This window comes from Rhodococcus erythropolis R138, from assembly GCF_000696675.2.
Lineage (GTDB): Bacteria > Actinomycetota > Actinomycetes > Mycobacteriales > Mycobacteriaceae > Rhodococcus_F > Rhodococcus_F erythropolis.
Genome location: NZ_CP007255.1, coordinates 4,880,648 through 4,899,004, shown reverse-complemented (window position 1 = coordinate 4,899,004; position 18,357 = coordinate 4,880,648). Strand labels below are relative to the sequence as shown.

18 protein-coding genes are annotated in these 18,357 nt (G+C 64.3%); 12 read left to right on the top strand and 6 right to left on the bottom strand.

All coding sequences use genetic code 11. The annotated features are described in order from the left end of the window. The first annotated feature begins 108 nt into the window (after nucleotides 1–108). On the top strand, nucleotides 109–1,092 hold the full coding sequence (locus H351_RS22510) for a hypothetical protein (RefSeq protein WP_244891386.1): 984 nt from the start codon (nucleotides 109–111) through the stop codon (nucleotides 1,090–1,092). Nucleotides 1,093–1,138: 46 nt separating this feature from the next. Here H351_RS22510 and H351_RS32125 read toward each other — a convergent pair whose 3' ends face one another. Together H351_RS32125 and H351_RS22500 are read right to left on the bottom strand one after the other, a co-directional pair. Then, a complete protein-coding gene (locus tag H351_RS32125) occupies nucleotides 1,139–1,360 on the bottom strand; it encodes a hypothetical protein (RefSeq protein WP_021343574.1) in 222 nt (73 codons plus the stop codon). Between the two features lie 6 nt (nucleotides 1,361–1,366). Further along, entirely contained in the window at nucleotides 1,367–2,206 is an 840-nt protein-coding gene (locus H351_RS22500) for a poly(ethylene terephthalate) hydrolase family protein (RefSeq protein ID WP_020969056.1), read from the bottom strand. A gap of 121 nt (nucleotides 2,207–2,327) precedes the next feature. On the opposite strand from H351_RS22500, the gene glmS reads away from it, so the two are divergent. Continuing rightward, complete coding sequence (glmS, locus tag H351_RS22495; RefSeq protein WP_029254924.1) at nucleotides 2,328–4,190, top strand: glutamine--fructose-6-phosphate transaminase (isomerizing); 1,863 nt, start codon at nucleotides 2,328–2,330, stop codon at nucleotides 4,188–4,190. Nucleotides 4,191–4,244: 54 nt separating this feature from the next. Here glmS and H351_RS22490 read toward each other — a convergent pair whose 3' ends face one another. Further along, a complete protein-coding gene (locus H351_RS22490; RefSeq protein ID WP_019747573.1) occupies nucleotides 4,245–4,616 on the bottom strand; it encodes a cupredoxin domain-containing protein in 372 nt (123 codons plus the stop codon). A 38-nt stretch (nucleotides 4,617–4,654) separates the two neighbouring features. Here H351_RS22490 and H351_RS22485 point away from each other — a divergent pair, with 38 nt between their 5' ends. The 7 genes from H351_RS22485 to tsaD all read left to right on the top strand — a co-directional run bounded on the left by H351_RS22485 (nucleotide 4,655) and on the right by tsaD (nucleotide 11,250). Beyond that, the gene (locus H351_RS22485; RefSeq protein ID WP_029254925.1) at nucleotides 4,655–6,088 is read left to right on the top strand and encodes an NAD(P)H-hydrate dehydratase; all 1,434 of its coding nucleotides are present in this window, start codon (nucleotides 4,655–4,657) and stop codon (nucleotides 6,086–6,088) included. A gap of 55 nt (nucleotides 6,089–6,143) precedes the next feature. Then, nucleotides 6,144–7,346, top strand: a complete 1,203-nt coding sequence (gene alr, locus H351_RS22480; protein WP_019747575.1) for an alanine racemase — start codon at nucleotides 6,144–6,146, stop codon at nucleotides 7,344–7,346. Then, nucleotides 7,343–8,395, top strand: coding sequence for an alpha/beta fold hydrolase (locus tag H351_RS22475; protein ID WP_003940782.1), 1,053 nt, complete (start codon nucleotides 7,343–7,345; stop codon nucleotides 8,393–8,395). The genes alr and H351_RS22475 overlap by 4 nt, the downstream gene beginning before the upstream one ends. Further along, complete coding sequence (gene tsaE, locus H351_RS22470; protein WP_029254926.1) at nucleotides 8,385–8,876, top strand: tRNA (adenosine(37)-N6)-threonylcarbamoyltransferase complex ATPase subunit type 1 TsaE; 492 nt, start codon at nucleotides 8,385–8,387, stop codon at nucleotides 8,874–8,876. Before H351_RS22475 ends, tsaE begins: the two co-directional genes overlap by 11 nt. Before the next feature lie 136 nt (nucleotides 8,877–9,012). Then, nucleotides 9,013–9,711: a tRNA (adenosine(37)-N6)-threonylcarbamoyltransferase complex dimerization subunit type 1 TsaB gene (tsaB, locus tag H351_RS22465; RefSeq protein WP_029254927.1), complete on the top strand. Its 699-nt coding sequence runs from the start codon at nucleotides 9,013–9,015 to the stop codon at nucleotides 9,709–9,711. Between the two features lie 10 nt (nucleotides 9,712–9,721). Continuing rightward, nucleotides 9,722–10,216, top strand: a complete 495-nt coding sequence (gene rimI, locus H351_RS22460) for a ribosomal protein S18-alanine N-acetyltransferase (protein WP_020906927.1) — start codon at nucleotides 9,722–9,724, stop codon at nucleotides 10,214–10,216. Next, nucleotides 10,213–11,250 (top strand): tRNA (adenosine(37)-N6)-threonylcarbamoyltransferase complex transferase subunit TsaD, encoded by a 1,038-nt coding sequence (gene tsaD, locus H351_RS22455; protein ID WP_029254929.1) that lies wholly within the window; start codon nucleotides 10,213–10,215, stop codon nucleotides 11,248–11,250. The genes rimI and tsaD overlap by 4 nt, the downstream gene beginning before the upstream one ends. Before the next feature lie 18 nt (nucleotides 11,251–11,268). On the opposite strand, the gene H351_RS22450 is transcribed toward tsaD, so the two are convergent. Continuing rightward, on the bottom strand, nucleotides 11,269–12,855 hold the full coding sequence (locus tag H351_RS22450) for an Hsp70 family protein (protein ID WP_020906929.1): 1,587 nt from the start codon (nucleotides 12,853–12,855) through the stop codon (nucleotides 11,269–11,271). Between the two features lie 161 nt (nucleotides 12,856–13,016). Here H351_RS22450 and H351_RS22445 point away from each other — a divergent pair, with 161 nt between their 5' ends. Next, nucleotides 13,017–13,577 (top strand): potassium channel family protein, encoded by a 561-nt coding sequence (locus tag H351_RS22445; protein WP_020906930.1) that lies wholly within the window; start codon nucleotides 13,017–13,019, stop codon nucleotides 13,575–13,577. Nucleotides 13,578–13,596: 19 nt separating this feature from the next. Here the strand turns inward: H351_RS22445 and H351_RS22440 are convergent, their stop codons facing one another. Continuing rightward, nucleotides 13,597–15,312: a TIGR03767 family metallophosphoesterase gene (locus H351_RS22440; RefSeq protein WP_029254930.1), complete on the bottom strand. Its 1,716-nt coding sequence runs from the start codon at nucleotides 15,310–15,312 to the stop codon at nucleotides 13,597–13,599. 233 nt (nucleotides 15,313–15,545) lie between these two features. On the opposite strand from H351_RS22440, the gene groES reads away from it, so the two are divergent. After that, nucleotides 15,546–15,845 (top strand): co-chaperone GroES, encoded by a 300-nt coding sequence (gene groES / locus H351_RS22435; protein ID WP_003940763.1) that lies wholly within the window; start codon nucleotides 15,546–15,548, stop codon nucleotides 15,843–15,845. 86 nt (nucleotides 15,846–15,931) lie between these two features. Next, nucleotides 15,932–17,542 (top strand): chaperonin GroEL, encoded by a 1,611-nt coding sequence (gene groL, locus H351_RS22430; RefSeq protein WP_019747583.1) that lies wholly within the window; start codon nucleotides 15,932–15,934, stop codon nucleotides 17,540–17,542. 76 nt (nucleotides 17,543–17,618) lie between these two features. Here groL and H351_RS22425 read toward each other — a convergent pair whose 3' ends face one another. Then, nucleotides 17,619–18,356: an anti-sigma factor gene (locus H351_RS22425; protein WP_019747584.1), complete on the bottom strand. Its 738-nt coding sequence runs from the start codon at nucleotides 18,354–18,356 to the stop codon at nucleotides 17,619–17,621. Nucleotide 18,357 lies beyond the last annotated feature (1 nt).

Here is an 18,357-nt window from a genome sequence, read left to right as displayed (position 1 = left end):
CGTGATTCACATGCTCATCCCGACGAAATTCTGGAAGCGGGCGCTAGCGGACTGCAGTTCTTCGGCCGATTTCACGACCTGGCCACTCGGTTGGGTTTCGAAGAACGGATGCTTACCTCCTATGAGGATGCATATCGCGCAGAGGCGGGCATCGATATCGCGGCACTGACGCGAGACATGTCGGACATGGCTGCGGCGGTGGACGGTTCGGTCGCGGAGATCGCGATGCTGACGGTCCTGGCCGAGAATCTTCCCGCAGTGTGGAATGTTTCCGGCGTGGATGCGGTCGTCGATCAGGTCTTCGCCGCGCGGCGCGAAGCTCGGTCCGATGCGGATTCGGCGCCACTGTTGATCACGCTAGCCGACGAACTTGCGCGGACTGTTCGAACGGCTTTGGCAGACAAAGCTTTCAAGGTGGCCAGCCTCGACCGGGCGACCATCGGCGGTCTGGGTGCGGGGGAGATCGATCAGCTGGCTCACGTCGCTTCCAGCGGTCGTGGCGCGGCGCCATGGTTGGACACTGTTTTTCGGTCGGCGTATCTGGATGCCCGCGACGAATTCGACAGGGCGTGCGCGCAGTGTGCGAGCGCGGTAGGCGATGCTTTTGATGCCGCGACTCAATGGGTGACAGACGCCTTCCCGTCGACCTTGCCAGTCGCCGAGACAATCGAATCCGCTGCCGCGGCTGCGCCGATCTCTTTCTCGATCGGCGGCAACACGTGGGGCTTCTCGATTGCGCCCGACGGTCGTGGGGTGAGTCTCGATGTCGCCGGTGCTGACGGGAACTCTGTGTCTGTCACCGTGGAGTTGGACGAAAACGGTTGGCCGAGAATAGTTTTTGATGCCGGTCAGGAGGCGGTCATGCAGGAGACATACCCGCAAGAAGCGTCCCAGCCCGCGACACTTCAACCCGAAATTCCCCAACCCGAAATTCCCCAGCCCGATAATCCCCAGCCCGAGATACCGGTTGAAACCACCGCCGAAGTCTCGCCCGCGCCGGACCCGGAGCCGCCTGTCACAGTCCCGGACGAGTCGATCGCCGGCCCCGACGGAGAGACGGGCGCTGAGCTGGCCGGAGCTGGTCCGCTGTGAAGTCCGTTCACGCGCCCTTCGAAGAGATCCGTCGAACTCTCGATTCTCAACTCGAGGACTTCCGTGAGCGCAGAGCGCTCGAGGACTTCCGTGAGCGCAGAGCGGCAGTGGCGAGCGAGGAATCGCGCCAGGAGCCGCCGTCCGAAACGACGTCTGCCGATAACGACACGGAAGGGTCGGTCAGATCCGGCCCGTATCTGCGATCCGCGTCAGAGCCGACGACGACGCCGACGAAGCCGTGCTCGCCGCCGGAGTCGGGGGCGGGCACGGACTCCTACTTACGCAACAGCTGGCTGGCCCGCGCGTCGGAGTGAGGTTCAACCGGGAGCAACGGCGCCGTGTGTGGAATCTCGACATCAGGATCAGCAAAGTCCTGGTACTTCTTGTCGCCGGTCAGATGGAACAACAGGAAGCCCGTGAGCAGGCACCGTGTGGCGGACTGTGTCTTGCGCTCGGATCCACCGAGGCCCAGGGCTCCGAGGAGTCGGCGGCCTTCGATCAGTCCGGCGTCTTGGCCGTCGTTCACGGTGCGTGCGACGACGGGGCCGCCCCACTCCACGCTCAGCGGGCGCGCATTGCTGGTCAAGGAATCGACGTCGTCTTGGCCGGCAAGGATCAATCCGGGCGCTGTGATCTTCGACGCGTAGTTCTCCGCCTTGGGTGCTGTCGGGGCCGGGAACAGCGCGGCTACCGCACCGACATCCCCGCGCTGCGCTGCGGCCAGTACCGCCGCGCCCGCGCCCATGCCGTGACCGGCAAAGGCGACTCGATCGGGGTGGACGCTGATCTGGCCAGGGCCGAGTCGTACGCCGACGCAGATGTCGAGCGTCGCTCGAAGATCTGCAGCCAAGCCGAGATGGGACGGGACCGGACCGCGTTCGCTGTCGGGCGCCGCTGCGACAATTCCCCAGGAAGCGAGGTGCTGGAGTGTCTGCTCGTACTTGTGGGACCCGACCATCCACCCGTGCGCGAAGGCAACGGCGGGGAGATTGAAACCGGTTTCCGGCGTGTACACGACACCCGGCTGTCCGGCCAGGGCGAGGTTGCCGCGGAGAACTCGGTGCGGGCCGCGCTTGGACAGCTCACGGGTCAGTGTCTTCAGTTTCGGTGCCACGGTTGAAGACGTTATCCGATGAGCGCCTCGTGTATGCGGAGCCGACGCTGCAACCGGCTGGGGGATGTCTGTGGAACCGCAAAATGCGCCCACCGCCGATGTCCAAGTACCCTGAGTCACCATGTGCGGAATCGTGGGATACGTCGGCCACCGCCCAGCTCTGGGCGTTGTGGTGGAGGCTTTACGGCGAATGGAGTATCGCGGGTACGACTCGTCGGGAATCGCGATTCTCGACGGAACCGGTGGGGTCGAGATCGAGCGTAAGGCCGGTAAGTTGGCCAACCTCGAGGCGGAGCTCGGCGAGTACGGCGCGGATCACTTTGTCGGTACGTCGGGTATGGGTCATACCCGGTGGGCGACGCATGGGCGACCGACCGACCGTAATGCGCATCCGCATCGTGATGCGTCGGGCAAGCTGGCTGTCGTTCACAACGGAATCATCGAGAATTTCGCCCCGCTGCGTGCGGAGCTCGAGGCTGCAGGCGTCGAGCTTCAGAGCGACACGGATTCCGAGGTGGCAGTTCACCTGGTAGCCCGGGCGTACTCCGACGGGCCGACGGCAGGTGATTTCATCGAGAGTGCGCTGTCGGTGGTTCGTCGGTTGGAAGGTGCGTTCACGCTCGTCTTCACGCACGCCGACCACGCGGACACGATTGTCGCCGCCCGCCGCTCGACGCCGCTCGTCGTCGGTGTCGGTGAGGGCGAGATGTTCCTCGGCTCCGACGTCGCTGCGTTCATCGAGCACACACGCGATGCGGTTGAACTCGGACAGGATCAGGCAGTGGTGATCACTGCCGACAGCTATCGGATCTCCGACTTCGCGGGCAACGAGGCAGAGGGGCGCCCGTTCCGCATCGACTGGGATCTCGCGGCCGCCGAAAAGGGTGGTCACGACTACTTCATGCTCAAGGAGATCGAAGAGCAGCCGACCGCTGTCGCCGACACGCTCCTCGGCCACTTCGAGAACGGGAAGATCGTCCTCGACGAGCAGCGGTTGTCCGATCAGGAACTGCGCGACGTCGACAAGGTGTTTGTCGTCGCCTGCGGTAGTGCCTACCACTCCGGACTGTTGGCGAAGTACGCGATCGAGCATTGGACGCGTCTACCTGTCGAGGTCGAACTCGCCAGCGAATTCCGTTACCGCGACCCGGTTCTGGATCGCTCGACGCTTGTTGTCGCGATCTCGCAGTCGGGGGAGACGGCGGACACACTCGAAGCTGTCAAGCACGCCAAGGATCAGAAGGCACGCGTCCTGGCGATCTGCAACACCAACGGTGCACAGATCCCGCGCGAAGCCGACGCCGTTCTCTACACGCGGGCAGGACCGGAAATCGCGGTTGCGTCGACCAAGGCCTTCCTGGCGCAGGTGACCGCGAACTACCTCGTCGGTTTGGCTTTGGCGCAGGCTCGCGGCACCAAGTATCCGGACGAGGTTGCGCGCGAGTACGCCGACCTCGAAGCTATGCCCGCATTGGTCAGCAAGGTGCTCGAGACGGCAGAACCGGTGCGCGCGTTGGCACGCCAGTTCGCGCACGCGTCGACCGTGCTGTTCCTGGGGCGCCACGTCGGCTACCCGGTGGCGCTCGAGGGTGCGCTCAAGCTCAAGGAGCTTGCGTACATGCACGCCGAGGGCTTTGCCGCCGGTGAGCTCAAGCACGGCCCGATCGCGCTGATCGAGGAGGACCTTCCGGTCATCATCGTCATGCCGTCGCCGCAGGGTCGCGCTGTCCTGCACTCGAAGTTGGTGTCCAACATTCAGGAGATCAAGGCGCGCGGGGCAACGACTATCGTCATCGCGGAGGAAGGCGATACCGTCGCCGCGGCGCACGCGGATCACCTGATCGAGATTCCCGCGTCACCGACTCTGCTGCAGCCGTTGCTGTCCACGGTTCCGTTGCAGATTTTTGCGGCCGAGGTTGCCGCGGCGCGCGGATACGACGTCGACAAGCCGCGTAACCTGGCGAAATCGGTTACGGTCGAATAGTTTTCGTAGGGAATTTCGGGCCCCGCAGTCGAAAGACTGTGGGGCCCGAGTGCGTTACGGCGTCTCGACGACGACGGTTCCGCGCATCTCGGGATGCGGTGTACAGGTGTAGTCGTAGGTTCCGGGTTCGGTGAACGTGTAGGTGTAAGTTCCCGATTTCTTGAGTGGGCTGCGGAGTTTGCCCTTGGCGTCTCCGAGGCCGTTGACGTCGTGGGCCATTCCGTTGTCGTCGAATACCCACGTGACGGTGTCGCCGACGTTCACGGTGATGGAAGCGGGGGAGTACGCCATCCCGGAGATGGTCACCACAGGTCCGCTCGCCGTCGTTTCGGCCGCAGATGGTGTGGAGTCGGTGCCGGAACTGCACCCGACCAGGCCGAGAGCGAGGACGAGTCCCGCGATTGCCGGGCGAAGACGTGATTTCATGGTTTCGAGGGTAGCGACGGCAACTGAAGGGTTCCGACATGCGTGGGTACTACACAGCCGATCAGGTGCGAGCAGCGGAGGCGCCGCTGCTCGACAAGCTGCCCGACGGAGTGCTGATGCGTCGAGCGGCGTACGGTCTCGCGCGAGTCGTCGCGGACGAATTACGTTCCCGTACAGGATCGGTCGCGCATCGGTCGGTGACGCTTCTGGTCGGTACCGGCGACAACGGCGGTGATGCCCTGTGGGCGGGTGCGTTGCTCCGCAAACGAGGTGTGAGTGTTCGGGCCGTGTTGCTCGATCCGGCGCGCGCTCATCGGTCGGGCCTCGACGCTCTCCTGAAGGCCGGTGGCCGAGTCGCTGCCGAAGTCGGGTCGCCGGATCTGGTGATCGACGGCATCGTCGGGATTTCCGGGCACGGCGGTCTGAGACCTGACGCAGCCGAGCTCGTCGGCCAGGTGGAGGCACCGATCGTGGCGGTCGATCTTCCGAGCGGCGTCGACGCGAACACCGGCGCAGTGGACGGCCCGTCGGTGACCGCTGATGTGACGGTCACATTCGGTGCGCTCAAGCAGGTGCACGTACTCGCGGCTCCGCTGTGTGGTCGTGTCGAACTCGTGGATATCGGATTGAGCGTCGGCGAACCGGCGTTCGGTTCGCTCGATCCGGCCGAGGTCGGTGCGCTGTGGCCGGTACCAGGCGCGGAGGACGACAAGTACTCGCAGGGTGTGGTGGGCATCGTTGCGGGAAGTGAGCAGTATCCCGGCGCGGGCGTGCTCTGCACCGGCGCCGCGGTGACCGCGACCTCCGGCCTGGTCCGCTACGCCGGGCACGGCGCCGCCGAGGTGCTCGCCCGGTTCCCGGAGGTGATTGCGAGTGAGACGTTCCAAGCCGCCGGGCGGGTTCAGGCCTGGGTGGTCGGACCCGGTATGGGTACCGACGACGACGCCGCGCGACTTCTGGCGTCGGTACTGGCTACCGATGTACCCGTTGTCGTCGATGCGGACGGACTTACCCTCCTCGCTCAACGTCCCGAACTTGTCGCAGCCCGGACCGCGCCGACTCTTCTGACGCCCCACGCCGGCGAGTTCGCACGATTCACACCACTCGGCGACGACAGAATCGCGGCCACGCGTGCTCTCGCCGAACGCCTCGGAGTCACGATTCTGCTGAAAGGCCATACGACGGTGATCTCGGATCCCGGCGGTGAGGTCCTGGTCAACGACGCCGGCGGCTCCTGGGCGTCGACCGCAGGCTCGGGTGACATCCTCTCCGGTGTGATCGGCGCGTTGCTGGCGGCGGGTCTGAGCCCTCTCGAAGCCGGGGCCGTCGGGGCGCGGGCTCACGCGTTGGCTGCGAACATCGCCGCTGCCGGCGGTCAGAGCGATGTCGCCGGAGCACCGATTTCGGCTTCGCCGCTGCTGGGAGGTCTGCGCGAGTCGGTGCGTGTGCTTCGCTCTTTTGCCCTTGATTGAGGGTGTTCAAACCCGAACACGTGTCCGATTCTGCGCGGGTGGCAGGATTGTCGCCATGACGCTTGCCCAGGGAAGAGCACCGAAGGAGCCTGCGGAGGGGAAGGCGAGCCGACTCGACGACGCAGTAGGGCCGCAGACGGAGGCAGTCGTCGATCTGGACGCGATCGCGCACAACGTGCGTGTCCTGCGTGAATTTGCCGGTGATGCAGCGTTGATGGCGGTCATCAAGGCGGACGGATACAACCACGGCGCAGTTGCGGTTGCGCGGACGGCACTGTCGGCCGGAGCCCGGGAACTCGGCGTCACCACCATCGCGGAGGCACTGGTCCTTCGCGAGGCAGGCATCACCGCTCCCGTCCTGGCCTGGCTGCACGGCCTCGACGCCGATTTCTCCTCGGCGATCCGATCCGACGTCGAGATCGGCGTGTCCTCGCCGCGGCACCTGGCTGCTGTCGTCGACGCGGCACGGGTTCTGGGACAACAGGCGACCGTGACGCTCAAGGTGGACACCGGTCTCAATCGCAACGGCGTCTCGAGAACCGAGTGGCCGCAGATGCTCGACGACCTCGCTACTGCCCGGGACGAGGGCACGATCAGGCTGCGCGGAGTGTTTTCCCATCTTGCGCACTCGGACGAACCGCATCACGACGTCATCGACATGCAGAAGCAGCGTTTGATCGAAGCGGTTGCCGACGTCCGCGCTCGCGGATTCGAACCCGAAGTTGTTCATCTTTCCAACTCCGCCGCTACAGTCACCCGTCCTGACCTGCAATTTGACATGGTTCGACCCGGAATCGCGATATATGGATTGTCTCCGGTGCCCGAACTCGGAGATTTCGGTTTACGACCGGCGATGACGCTGCGAGCGAAGGTGATTCTGGTGAAGAAGGTGGCCGCCGGAGAGGGCGTCTCCTACGGGCATCAGTGGGTCGCACCGCACGACACCACTCTTGCGCTGCTTCCCGTCGGCTACGCCGACGGTCTGACTCGTTCACTGAGCGGCAAGTTCGAAGTGCAGTTGGGCGGCAAGCGTCGCCAGGCCGTCGGGCGGATCTGCATGGACCAGGTGTTGGTGGACCTGGGGCCGGACGGCGACGGAGTTCGCGAAGGCGACACCGCGATCTTCTTCGGCAACGGCGATCACGGCGAACCCAACGCGCAGGCCTGGGCCGACGTACTCGACACCATTCACTACGAGGTCGTGACCGGAATACGTGGACGCACTGTGCGTACGTACATCGGGGGAGAGACGTCATGAAGACTGCAGGAAAGATGAGCATTCTCGGTGGCCTGCTCAGCGCTGTGGCGCTCGGCTCGATGGCCGGCGTGAATGCATTCAAGACCGCGACGCGTCCGGGCCGGGAAATCTACGCGGACGAGGACTTCGACCTCATGACGCGCGACCGCAAGAGCACGGTGCGCACCGAGGACGGCGTCGAGCTGGCAGTTCGCGAAGTGGGACCGGATGACGCTCCGCTGACAGTCGTTTTCGTGCACGGGTACTGCCTGAGTGCGCTGTCCTGGCATTTCCAGCGCCGCCAGCTCGAAGAGCGATGGGGCAACAAGGTTCGCATGGTGTTCTACGACCAGCGCGGACACGGAGATTCAGGTATGCCGCGTTCGAAGAGTTGCACGGTCTCGCAGCTGGGCCGCGACCTCGCGACTGTCGTCGAGGCCAAAGTGCCCAAGGGACCGATAGTTCTCGTCGGCCACTCGATGGGCGGCATGACGGTGCTCGCGCTCGCCGGTCAGCGACCCGAATGGTTCGAGGGCCGAGTCATCGGCGTCGGGCTGGTCGCGACGACGGCGGCAGGGCTGGCCGAGACCGGTCTGACCCGCAATCTGCAGAATCCGATCATCGACGGGTTCCGGTTGGCAGTGCGCACCTCGCCAGGAGTGGTTCAGCACGCCCGGGGCGCTGCGCGAGTACTGATCACGCCGATCCTGCGTGCAGCGTCGTACGGCACCGATGTCAGCCCACGACTGCATGAGCTGTCGGACGGCATGCTCGACCGGACCTCGGTCGTGACCATCGTCAATTTCTTGCGGACGTTGGAACTGCACGACGAGTCCGCGTCCCTCGAGGTGCTCGCGCACACACCGGCAGTCGTGATCTGCGGCGATCAAGACATGATGATTCCGTTCATCAGCTCCAAGCGTCTCGCTGCCGATCTCCCCGAGTCTGAACTCGTGAGAGTTCACGGGGCCGGCCATCTGGTGCAGCTCGAGTTCCCGGCGATCGTGACGGACGCAATCGACAAGCTGGTGCAGCGTGCACAGGTAGAAGAGCGGTCCGATGTCGGCTGAGAACGCCACGGGACTTCCCGAATCCGGACAGATCACGTTGGAAACGGCCGAGGATACCGAGGCTTTCGGCCGACGGTTGGCGGCGGGACTTGTTGCCGGCGACCTGGTGGTGCTGGACGGGCCACTCGGGGCGGGCAAGACCGCGTTGACGCGCGGAATCGGCGCCGGGCTCGGAGTGCAGGGCCGGGTGACGTCCCCGACGTTTGTCATCGCTCGTGAGCATCGTCCGGGCACCCGCCCCGGCGGCGGAGTTCCCGTCGGCATGATCCACGTCGACGCATACCGGCTGGGAGACAGCGGACCGCATGCGCTCGACGAACTCGATGCCCTCGACCTCGACACCGACCTCACCGATGCTGTGGTGGTGGTCGAATGGGGTGGTGACGTCGTGGAAAGGCTCGTCGAACGACACTTGCGAGTGCAGCTTCATCGGAAACCTGAATCGGATGTGCGGACTGCGAGTTGGTCCTGGACGTCGTGAAACGGCGTTTGGTGTCGCAGACGTCGTGAAACGGCGTTTCGTGTTGCAGACGTCGTGAAACGGCGTTTGGTGTTACGGACGTCGTGACCCTCCCGGGCCGGAAGTAGTTCTTCACGTGCGGGTACCCTGAGAAATCGTGCTTGTTCTCGCAATTGACACCTCCACTCCGGCAGTCACTGCCGGAGTCGTCTCCCTGTCTGCTCCGTCACCGGACGCAGAGTCACCGGACACCGAGTCACCGGGCACCGAGTCACCGGGCACAGTGGGGACGCTTGCCGTGCGTGTCACGGTCAATCCTCGTGCGCACGCCGAGGTCTTGACCCCTCACGTTCTCGAATGCCTCGCCGAGGCCGGGCTCACGCCGGCAGAGTTGAACGCCGTCGTCGTGGGTGTCGGGCCGGGGCCGTACACCGGACTGCGTGTCGGCATGGCGACAGGCGCTGCCTTCGGTGATGCACTCGGTGTTCCCGTGTACGGCGTGTGCAGCCTCGACGCCATCGCGGCTGCGGTACCGACCACACAGAGCCTGCTCGTCGTGACTGACGCGAGGCGTCGCGAGATCTACTGGGCGCGCTATGCCGGCGGAGTGCGCGTCGAAGGACCGGCTGTGAATTCCGCCGGCGACGTTGATCCTTCGCCTTCGACGCTGATTGCCGGATCTGCTTCGCACGTGGACTTCTTCGATCTGCCCGTCGACCCGGCGGAGACACCCTCACCGGCCGGGTTGGTCACAGTCGCTGCTCGCGAGATTCTGGCCGGATCGGTTCCGGCCCCGCTCGAGCCGCTGTACCTCCGACGCCCCGACGCGAAGACCCTCGCAGAACGTGGCAAGTGAGACCGAGCAGATGAAGTACAGCATCGAGCCGATGAACGTCGATGACGCCGAACGGTGCGGCGAGTTGGAGCGCGCGTTGTTCGCGGGCGACGGACCCTGGAGCGCGCAAGCGTTCGTCTCGGAACTTGCGGGCGCACATAATCATTACTTCGTTGCCAGGGAACCCGACGGTCACGTCCTCGGCTACGCCGGAGTCGCGTTGTTGGGCGCGTCGCCGAACATGGAGGCCGAGGTTCACACCATCGGTACCGATCCCTCGGCTCAGCGACTGGGAATCGGCGGCGCGTTGCTCGATGCGCTTCTGACCCTGGCGGATTCACGGCAGTGTCCGGTGTTCCTGGAAGTGCGCACCGACAACGACCCCGCCATCGCGCTGTACCGGCGCGAAGGATTCGAGATCGTCGGAACACGAAAGAAGTACTACCAGCCCAGTGGGGCAGATGCGTACACGATGAGACGGCCCGCCGTGCTCGGTGTCCGCGAAATTGAGGAGCAGCAAGCATGATCGTCATGGGTGTCGAAAGCTCTTGCGACGAAACAGGTGTCGGTATCGTTCGCTGGAACGGTGACGGAACCTGCGACCTGTTGGCCGACGAGGTGGCATCGAGCGTGGATCAGCACGCCAGGTACGGAGGAGTGGTTCCCGAAGTAGCCTCGCGGGCTCACCTCGAGGCGATAGTGCCGACGATGCGCCGTGCCCTTGCTGCCGCCGGTATCGAGAAGCCCGACGCACTTGCCGTCACCATCGGACCCGGCCTGGCCGGTGCGCTACTGGTCGGTGTCGCCGCCGCGAAAGCCTATGCCGCAGCCTGGAACATCCCGTTCTATGCGGTCAATCATCTCGGTGGTCACGTCTCGGTTGACACTCTCGAGCACGGTCCGTTGCCCTCGTGCGTCGCATTGCTGGTCTCCGGTGGTCACACGCACCTGCTTCACGTCGAAGATCTGGGCAAGCCCATTGTCGAACTGGGCACGACTGTCGACGACGCCGCCGGTGAGGCCTTCGACAAGGTGGCCAGACTGCTCGGGCTCGGCTTTCCGGGCGGACCGGCACTCGATGCTGCTGCGCAAGAGGGAGATCGGAACGCAATCGCCTTCCCTCGCGGGATGACCGGCCCGCGCGATTCGCGGCACGACTTCTCGTTCTCGGGACTCAAGACGTCCGTCGCCCGCTATGTCGAATCGAAAGAGCGCGCAGGCGAGGCCTTTTCGATCCCGGACATCGCTGCCTCGTTCCAGGAAGCGGTTGCCGACGTCCTGACGATGAAGGCAGTGCGTGCAGCCAAGGACGTCGGGGTCGACACGTTGGTTCTCGGCGGCGGCGCCACGGCCAATTCACGTATCCGTTCACTCGCCGAGCAGCGCTGCGCCGAAGCCGGCATCACGTTGCGCATTCCGAAACCTCGACTGTGCACGGACAACGGCGTGATGATCGCTTCGTTGGCTGCCCACCTGATCGGAAATGGTGCAGGCCCTTCGGAATTGAGTGTTGCCACGGACCCGGGGCTGTCGGTCTCGGTCAGCCAGTTGATGCGCTGAGAATCAACCGACTGAGAATCAACCGACTGGGACCGGTTCCCGATCCGGTGTGGTCGCGGGGCCGGTTTCGGGCGTCGAGGTATTCGGTTCGCCGGGTTTTGTTGTCGGATCACCACCGGGCGTGGTGAGTTCGGTTTCGGTGGAACCGGATCCAGGATTTTCCGGCGTCGTCGGGTTTTCGCCGCCGCTCTCACCCGGGCCGAGACCGCCGCCGGGGTTTGCCTCGGTCGGATCGACCGGGGGAGTCGCCTCGGTGTCCGGAAGCGTCGGCCACCACGCCGGTGGATCGGGCAGCGTGATTCCGGGGATGGTCGGCCAGTTCGGAGTGGTCGTTGTCGTCGTCGGCGGTGTAGTTGTTGTCGACGTGTCCGGTATCGGCGCCGGCGGAAGCGTGTACTGATGCGTTGTGTACGAGTGCGTGTCGAACGGCTGTGAGTCGAACGGCGTTGTGGGATAGCCGTACTGCGGGAAAGTGCTGCCCACTACCGAAGGCAGAGGATCATGCGAGGGGATGATCGTCGATCCGGTGCTCGGCGTCGCTTCGGGGCTCACCGTCGTCGTGGTCGAACCGGTTCCGACAGGAGAGACCGCGGTGTCGTCGGTCGGCACCAATTCCTTTGCGCCGTAGCCGAGTACCAGTCCGCCGACCACGAGCGCACCGATCAAAGCTCCCGAGACCTTGGCGGTGGATCCCGAGCGCTGGTCACTTCCGGAGCCCAGCAAGGGGAAACGAATTGCGGTGATCGAATCTGCCAGGAGTGCAGCACCTTTGGTTGCCGCAGTCTCGGGCTCGACGATCTCGACCAAGGGGAGGTCGACGGCAGCGGCGACGGCGGACCGCACGGCCGGAATGTGTGCGCCACCGCCGATGAGCACAACGGCACCGACCGGCCGCGGTGAGCCGTTCACGACTTCACGGATGAAGGTGACGGCGCGCTCGATATCCGGGGCGATGATGGCTTCGAACTCGTCGCGCGTGATCGCCATTGCGTCGACGGGAAGGTCGATGGTCACCTTGGCGGCGGTGGACAGTTGCTCTTTCGCGACGTGGCACCGGGCAGCAAGAAGCTCCGCGTCGGTGTACCGGCGCAGGTGCCCTGGCGCCTTCTCCGTCACGAAGTCGACCAATGCCCGGTCGATTCCGGCCCCTGCGAGGGCGTCGATACGGTCGGAATGCAGAACCTCACCGGTGTGGTCGACGACGGACACCGTCAGACCCTGATCGCCGACGTCCACCTGAGCTGTCGTGTCGTACCGCTCGGTTTTCCCGGTCTCGGCGAGATACGCGTGTACTGCGGCAGGTTCGGGGATGGCACGGACCTGCTTCGGCGAGCGCGAGAGAGATGACCTGATGCTCGCGAGCTGGTCGTCCGTGCGATAGCTGACACCGATCGAGCGCGGCGCTTCAGATCCGTCCGTTACCTGCGTCGTCATCAGCTTGATGGACGCCCGGACGAGGTCACCGACGTTTGAATTGGCCTGATCCGCCGAGACGAAGCGAGTCTCGGCAGGTACCGCTCCTGGCGCGTTTGTGCTGGTATCGGTGTCGACGAGTGCTGAATAGACACCGGAAGATCCAGTGGAAATTCCCAGTGAACAACTCATCGCGCACCTCCTCACAGTCAATACCGGTCAATGTTCAATCGACCGCCGTTATATGAACGTTACAGAAGGTTCGTGAGGATTGCTCAGTGCTTTTTGTCTCCATGACACCCTTTTCGGACCGAAAGGGTGGTTTTACCTGCGAAATTGTCGATCATTGATTCATGCGGAAAAAAGGCGATTCTCCCCACATCGACCGGGATCGACGACGCGCGCTGATCCGGGGTGCGGTGCTTCGACCCACGCTGACGATGATCGCCTTCGGATGTGCGTACTTCTTCCTGCCGTGGATCGATGTCCACACAGTGGGTGCGATTTTCCTCTTGATCGGTGGAGGGGCAGCGGTGCTTGCCGTGACGACCTGGCAGGTGCGTCGAATTCTGCGTTCCGATGTGCCTTCTCTACAGGCGGTCGAAGCAGTGGCGGTCGTGATGCCGACCTACTTGCTGTTGGTGTCCATCACCTATTTTTCGGTCGAGCATGCGAGTGCCGGCAGTTTCACCGAACCGCTGTCGCGTATGGCGGCCCTGTACTTTTCGCTGTCGGTGTTCTCGACCGTCGGCTTCGGCGACATCGCTGCACAGACGGACCTTGCCAGGGGACTCGTGAGCCTTCAGATCGTCTGCAATCTGGTGTTGATCGGATTCGGCGTTCGATTTGTGGTTGCCGCAGTGTCGTGGGCGAAAGCGCACCGCTCGCCTTCGAGCGGACCTGAAATCACCTAGGACACTGCGGCAATCGGAGTCATCGTCCGGTGTGGACCAACAATTCGACGTTCTGGTCGACGCCGGTACCCGTCAACTTCGGGTCGCGGTGGATGTCGTTGAACGACAGTTCGCGGTACAGCGAGGCGAGCCCGGCTGCCGACTTGTCGCTGTACTCGACTGAATTGGGACTTTCCGCTTCGAAGAGCGTCGCAAGCAACGACACCGTTCCGTCGTGATTGTCCGCGATCTCGATGATGCGCCCGAGCTGTGGGTAGTCGATGTGAGAGGCGGTGTTGATCTCCCAGAAGCCCTGCTCGGGGGTCGCGCCGGGCCACGGGGTGATCTTGTTCTCGTGGGTGTGTCCGTTCACCCAGGCAAGTACGTTCGGGAAACGATGCAGCAAGTCCAGAAGCTGTGAACCGCGCAGGCGCGGCTCGAGGACGTTCTCGGGGTCGGGAATGAGATTGTCCATCGTGTCGCTCGTGTGGTGACTGAACAGCACGAAATAGGTGTCACTGCGCGACTCGGTGACGCGAGAGCCCGCGGCGTCGTAGTAGGTGCTGCTGCCGGCGCGCAGGGTGTTCTCGATCCACTGGAACTGAGCGGCGCCCAGCGAACCGTCGACAAGGCCTGCGCGGTTGGTGGAGTCCATGCTGATGCCGACGACGCCCGGTGCGATCTGGAACGCGTAGTAGCCGATACCGGTTTCGCCGGCGTCGGGGGCGAAACCGTGCCCGACAGGGCCGGGGCCGGTGTGCGCGGGATCAAGGTGTGCGGCGATGAACTGCCGGGGTGTGAACGGTGCGCGCGACGGGTCGGGGGTGACCTGGCGCGGCGGCGTCGTGAAGGCGGACAGGATTCCGGGAATCGCACTGGGATCGAACTTGGTGGCGATGTCGATCTGCTTGGCCTGCTCCGGTGAACCGGGCACCTCGAATTTGAGAGATCCCGTGTACATCGCTTCGAGCGGTGGGATGCCGCTGGGCACCGTGCCGGACACCGAATCGTCGTGGTTGCCGAACACGCAGTACCAAGGGGTGTTCAGGCCGGGGCTCGACACGGGAGTGAACGCGGCCCCGAAGAAGTCCGGAATCTCCGGGAAGCCGGCCTTCTTGTACATGTCGAGCATCGGCGATTCAGGGTTCCAGTACAGATCGGCACCCGAGTTCTGCACACCCTCGTAGCGGTCCTTGGCGCCGGTGTTGGCGACGACGGTTCCGCCGTTGAGTGAGGTGAGGAACCAGTCGAGTTCGGCGAATTCCTTGTTGTCCGTGTTGTCGCCGGTGGTGACCACGGCATCGAAGGGGCGCGAGGTGTGCGGGCCGCTCCCGATCGAATTGACGCGTCGGACAAGCGAAATCAACCCGTGCGCCGTCAAGGTCTCCTGGGGGCGGAACGCCGAGCCGGTGATCTGATGGACGTATTCGAAGCGCATGGGGGACTGGGCGTCGACGATGTGGACGTCGGTCAACTGCACGAGTGAGGCGAGCGCGGTGCGTCGGTCCTCGCGTCCTGACTTCGGCTCGGCCAACTCGCTGCGCACGATGTTCGCCCAACCGGGACCGGCAGTGAGCCTGGTGTAGCCGCTGCTGCTGACGGGCGTGGACACGGACTCGAGAGTGGTGCCGGGACCTGACGTCGGAATGGTCGACGCGCCTGCGTATTGCAGGCCCCACGGCTTGCCAAGGCTGACCGCGCCGACGGCGCCGAGTCCGGCGAAGGTCAGAAAACTACGGCGATTGATGTTCGTCACGAAGTGAACAATAGGTGAACGTGGTGGACGGCTGTCCTGTTTCGCTCTGGACGAAGAGAAAAATGCGCCCAGTCCTTGAGGGTTGGCACTCTCACGTATAGAGTGCCAATTGGCGCTGATCGAGTTCCGGCACCCGCGACGACGGGACTGCAGTGACGCGCCGTAAACGGCATACCCAAACAGCTGTCCGAGGATCGCCTCGGACGCACATACCCCAAAGTGGAGGGCTCATCGTGGCGAGCGTCAACATCAAGCCGCTCGAGGACAAGATCCTCGTCCAGGCCAACGAGGCTGAAACGACGACGGCTTCCGGCCTGGTCATTCCTGACACAGCCAAGGAAAAGCCCCAGGAGGGCACCGTCGTTGCAGTCGGCGAAGGCCGCGTCAACGAGCAGGGCAACCGCATCCCGGTCGACGTCAAGGAGGGTGACACGGTCATCTACTCCAAGTACGGCGGAACCGAGATCAAGTACGCCGGCCAGGAATACCTGATCCTGTCGGCACGCGACGTGCTGGCTGTCGTCTCCAAGTAAGACACACGTGATCCGCCCCGGAGTCCACACAGGATCCCGGGGCGGAATGCGTTCACGCCCCGAAGATTCAGGAGCTGACAGAACAGATGTCCAAGCAAATTGCGTTCAACGAGACCGCACGCCGCGCTCTCGAAGCCGGAGTCGACAAGCTTGCCGACGCCGTCAAGGTGACCTTGGGCCCGCGTGGACGCCACGTCGTGCTCGCCAAGGCATTCGGCGGCCCCACCGTCACCAACGACGGTGTGAGCATCGCCCGTGAGATCGAGCTCGAAGATCCCTTCGAGAACCTCGGCGCGCAGCTCGTCAAGAGCGTCGCCACCAAGACCAACGATGTTGCCGGCGACGGCACCACGACCGCGACCGTTCTGGCCCAGGCCATCGTCCGCGGCGGACTCAAGAACATCGCAGCGGGCGCGAACCCGATGGCGCTCGGCGTCGGCATCAACGCCGCAGCCGACAAGGTCGTCGAGGAACTGCTCGCCGCGGCCACCCCGGTCGAGGGCGAGAAGTCGATCGCCCAGGTCGCCACCGTCTCCTCGCGTGACGAAGAGATCGGCAAGCTCGTCGGCGAGGCACTCACCCGTGTCGGAACCGACGGCGTCGTGACGGTCGAGGAATCCTCCACCGTTGCAACCGAACTCGTTGTCACCGAAGGCGTTCAGTTCGACAAGGGCTACCTCTCGCCCTACTTCGTCACCGACATCGATGCGCAGAAGGCCGTCTACGAAGACGCGTTGATCCTGCTCTTCCGCGAGAAGATCAGCTCACTTCCCGACTTCCTGCCGCTGCTCGAGAAGGTTGCCGAATCCGGCAAGCCACTCTTGATCATCGCCGAGGACGTCGAGGGTGAAGTTCTCTCCACCCTGGTGGTCAACTCCATCCGCAAGACCATCAAGGCCGTCGCCGTCAAGGCGCCGTTCTTCGGTGATCGTCGCAAGGCATTCCTCGACGACCTCGCAGTCGTCACGGCAGGCACCGTCATCAACACCGACGTCGGCCTCTCCCTGAAGGAAGCCGGCCTCGACCTGCTCGGCAGCGCTCGCCGCGTTGTCGTCACCAAGGACGAGACGGTCATCGTCGACGGTGCCGGCACCGCTGACGACATCGCGACCCGCGTCGCGCAGTTGCGTCGCGAGATCGAGAACACCGATTCGGATTGGGACCGCGAGAAGCTCGAAGAGCGTCTGGCGAAGCTGTCCGGCGGCGTGGCCGTCATCAAGGTCGGCGCAGCCACCGAAACCGATCTCAAGGAACGCAAGTTCCGCGTCGAGGATGCGGTCAACGCAGCCAAGGCAGCAGTTGCCGAGGGCATCGTCCCCGGTGGCGGATCGGCTCTCGTTCAGGCCGGTACGGCTCTGATCGGGAACCTCGGCCTGTCGGGTGACGAGGCCACCGGCGTTGCCGTGGTCCGTGAAGCCCTCAACGCTCCGTTGTTCTGGATCTCCAGCAACGCAGGCATCGACGGATCCGTCGTTGTCAGCAAGGTCGCCGAGATGACCAAGGGCGAAGGCTTCAACGCTGCCACCCTCACCTACGGCAACCTGCTTGCCGACGGCGTCGTCGACCCGGTCAAGGTCACTCGCTCGGCAGTGGTCAACGCCGCTTCCGTCGCGCGCATGATCCTCACGACCGAGAGCGCTGTCGTCGAGAAGCCGACCGAGGCAGTTGCCGACACCGGACACGGTCACAGCCACTAGCTCGCTGCTCGTAGTTTCGACAAAGAAGAGATCCCCCACCGGATTCCGGTGGGGGATCTCTTCTTTCGTCTGGCGATCAGATGAGCGGGATCGTTGCGAACGGCTCGCTGGTGGGCTGCTGCGATCCGCCGGGCGGTTCGACCGTGAACGCCAACTTCGTGTTCGGGCCGATGCCGTCGAGCACCACCTGGGTAGTGGGTTTGACGTCGCTCGGAGCCATCGTCCCCATCGGGATCATCGTGGTGTCGTCGGTGTCGCCCGGCACCAGCCACATCTGGTAGACGGTATCCGGACTCGGGGGAGTCACATCGTTCATCACGAGGACTGCGGCGTCTTCGGAGGGCGAGAACAGCGTCGTGGCACTACCGCCGCCCGGAATGTCACGCGTCGTGGCATGAACGTCGGGTGCTGCCATGATTTCGGATGCGGGGTTCTGCGGCGGCGTGTTGTCGGACAGCGTGCGTCCGATTCCGATGCCGCCGACCAGGATTGCGACTGCGGCGGCCGCCGCAAGTGCCATGGTCCACGGGCGTCGACGGTTACGACGCTCGGCCAGCGAAACCGGGGCGTTGGGAGCCGCGGTCTGTTCTGCGATCGAGGCGAGGACGCTGCTGCGCAGTGACGGCGGGGGCTCGACGGCGTCGACGACGGTCATCGCGGCCATGGTTTCGGAGGTGAGTCGGACCTGGGCGTCGAATTCGGCGCGGGTCGCGGAGTCCGAAGCGGCAAGTCGTCTGTCGACCTCACGGCGCTCGTCGAGGTCCAACGCATCGATCGCGTAGGCGTACGCGTAGTCGATCAGCTCTTCGTCCATC